Below are 2,798 nucleotides of genomic sequence, written 5' to 3' on the forward strand. Positions count from 1 at the left end.
GGGCTTGCTGGTTCGCTCATATGGCTCGCACTCAGTCGCTGGATTCGACTTCGCGAGCATGTAGATCACGGCCACCCGATTCACAAAGGGGCGAATCGCCCCACGCAAATCACAACCGGGGCGAATCAAAATTGGCGCGAATCAAAAAGAAGCCGTCCAAGGTTTCCCTTGAACGGCTGGTCGAGCCCCCATGCTCCCCCAAACTCTTGACTGAACTGCTGCCGATCGCTGCGAAACGACCGCTTCTGGAGTGGTTTTAGCGTGCCACGGGCGTGGCCGGGGCGCAACGTAAACCACTTGTTAACCTTAACGACCCCGACCCGTGAACAAGTGTTAACGATGCTGGCACGCATCCTGCTCCGCAACGCATGTAGGTCCTCGGAGGGCGCCCTTCTGTTCACCGATGGGACATCAGACGACAGATTGCGCGGAGCAGCATAACATGAACCAGAACGGATCGATCACGCTGTTCCATTATTGGAACCGGCTGCGTGACGGGCGCCCTGCCCCGAAGCGTTCGGAAGTCGAGCCAGCCGACATCAAGTCGCTGCTGGCCGACACATTCATCCTGGAAAAGGATACGCGCGGCGAAGCGGTATTCCGGCTCGCCGGCACCCGGCTTTGCGCGGTCTATGGCCGTGAACTCAAGGGGTTTTCCTTCCCCTCTCTATGGCGCGAGAAGGACCAGCGGCTTATCTCGAAACTGATCCACGGCGTCTTCGATCAGAAATCCGTATTGCTCATCACCTATGAAGGTTTCAGCCGCACCGACCGTTCCAGCAAGTTCGAGCTGCTCGCCCTGCCGCTCGACGGCGGCGTCGAAAATCCGCGCTGCCTCGGCGTGATAAGCGCCGCTGAAAAACCCTTCTGGCTGGGCGCGGACCCGATCGCCGACGCCCTGATCGATTCGATCCGCGTCGTCGATCCGGAGAAGGAACCGATATTCGCCAAGAACCGGCCGGCCATCGACGTTCCCTCGCTTGTCCCGTCGGAACTCGATCCGCCCCAGACGATTTCGGCGCTCGGCCAGGCGCGCCGCATCCGCCATCTGGTCGTGTTCGACGGCGGGCGCGGGTAATAATCCAAAACTCTAAAGTAGCGATGTCAGGCTTTCCCCTTTGTTAACCCGCTTCGCTGTAGCTTTCTGACGAAGTTCCTCGCATCAACGCGCGGAATGCCAGACGGGGTGTAGGCAGTCATGAGGTCAGCGGCGGTCGACACCGCGCCGTCCCGAGCTGAAAGGCGTAACTTTCAGCGCGTTCGCGTGAAAATCTACGGACGCTTCATGCTGGAGGATCGCACCGAACATCCATGCCAGGTGGTCGATATGTCGCCGGGCAATGTAGCGCTTCGCACCGAGCGCATCGGCATGCCGGGCGAGAAGGTCATCGCCTATATCGATCACATCGGCCGCATCGAAGGCGTCGTCACCCGCATCCTGCAGGATGGTTTCGCGATGACGGTCATCGCCTCGGAACGCAAGAAGGACAAGCTTGCCGCGCAGTTGACCTGGCTCGCCAACAAGCACGAGCTTGATCTGCCGGAAGATCGTCGTCACGAACGCGTGGCGCCGCGCAATCCGACCAGCGTGCTTCAGCTCAGTGATGGGCGCCAGTACCAGTGCCGCATCATCGACCTGTCGCTTTCGGGCGCCGCGGTCGAGATCGACGTCAAGCCGGCAATCGGCATCCAGGTCATGCTCGGCACGATGCGCGGCCAGGTGGTGCGACATTTCGAGGACGGCGTCGCCATCGAGTTCGCGGTCATCCAGCGGCCCGAAACACTCGATTCCGAATTCAACGCATCCGGCACCTGACAACCAACACACGTTACCGCAATCGAACCGGCCCATTTCGGCCGGTTTTTTGTTGCCCCGATGCCGCGCCAAGGCGCCGCGCCGGCCGATACGGCCCCGCGAGAACGCCTCAACAACTTTGTACTGAAATGATTCAAATTTTATGTGTATTCTATAGGCGTTTTACTTAATGTCTACTTCGAGCCTTTGCGTCGAATAAATCCAATCGTGTCATTGTCTCCTCAAACGGGGAGACTGAACGATGAAGACGACGAGGGGCAAGCTGTTGCTCTTGGCAATGGCGATGCAGCTTACCGCCTGGGGAACGGCGTATGCAGCGGGACCTGCCTTCATGCACACCGGCAGCCGTACCACACAGCCGGTCGGCCATTACGAGTTCTGTCAGAAGATTCCGCAGGAATGCAATCAGCGGACGCCGAAGCAGGCGCCGATCGAGCTGACCCGCAAGCTGTGGGCGAAGATCGTCAGCATCAACAATTCGGTCAACAGCAAGATCGCGCCACGCACCGATATGGAACTGTGGGGCAAAGAAGAAGTCTGGTCCTATCCCAACAGCGGCTTCGGCGATTGCGAGGACTATGCGCTGGAAAAGCGCCGCGCGTTGATGAACATCGGCGTTCCGGCCGGCGACCTGCTGATGACGGTTGCGCGCCAGCCGAACGGAGACGGCCACGCGGTGCTGACCGTGCGCACCAGCCTCGGAGAGTTCATCCTCGACAATCTGGAAACCAGGGTGCTGTCCTGGACCGCTACCGACTACACCTACCTGAAGCGCCAATCGAGCCAGAATTCGGGCGCTTGGATAATGATCAACGACGGCCGCTCCGACGCGGTCGCCAGCGTCCGCTAAGGACACCAATGCATGTCGCCCAAAAGTGCGCAGCGGTTTTGGGATAGCGACATGCATAAAACAGAGATTAAGCGCGTCGCATCATTTGAACGCGCCGCGCTTTAGGAGAAAACCCGGTCGAGCCCCACCCTC

3 protein-coding genes are annotated in these 2,798 nt (G+C 59.6%); all 3 read left to right on the forward strand.

Translation table 11 applies throughout. The annotated features are described in order from the left end of the window. The first annotated feature begins 442 nt into the window (after positions 1 to 442). Entirely contained in the window at positions 443 to 1,078 is a 636-nt protein-coding gene (locus tag EOA86_RS29400) for a PAS domain-containing protein (protein ID WP_065008197.1), read from the forward strand. A 120-nt stretch (positions 1,079 to 1,198) separates the two neighbouring features. Beyond that, positions 1,199 to 1,816 (forward strand): PilZ domain-containing protein, encoded by a 618-nt coding sequence (locus EOA86_RS29405; protein ID WP_095492016.1) that lies wholly within the window; start codon positions 1,199 to 1,201, stop codon positions 1,814 to 1,816. A 241-nt stretch (positions 1,817 to 2,057) separates the two neighbouring features. Next, positions 2,058 to 2,666, forward strand: a complete 609-nt coding sequence (locus tag EOA86_RS29410) for a transglutaminase-like cysteine peptidase (RefSeq protein WP_127211771.1) — start codon at positions 2,058 to 2,060, stop codon at positions 2,664 to 2,666. Positions 2,667 to 2,798 lie beyond the last annotated feature (132 nt).

Source organism: Mesorhizobium sp. M5C.F.Ca.IN.020.32.2.1 (genome assembly GCF_004023105.1).
Lineage (GTDB): Bacteria > Pseudomonadota > Alphaproteobacteria > Rhizobiales > Rhizobiaceae > Mesorhizobium > Mesorhizobium wenxiniae.

What these genes read in the sequence shown, in the direction of transcription:
- EOA86_RS29400 (WP_065008197.1), top strand. Translation starts at nt 443, where the DNA reads ATGAACCAGAACGGATCGATCACGCTGTTCCATTATTGGAACCGGCTG.
- EOA86_RS29405 (WP_095492016.1), top strand. Translation starts at nt 1,199, where the DNA reads ATGAGGTCAGCGGCGGTCGACACCGCGCCGTCCCGAGCTGAAAGGCGT.
- EOA86_RS29410 (WP_127211771.1), top strand. Translation starts at nt 2,058, where the DNA reads ATGAAGACGACGAGGGGCAAGCTGTTGCTCTTGGCAATGGCGATGCAG.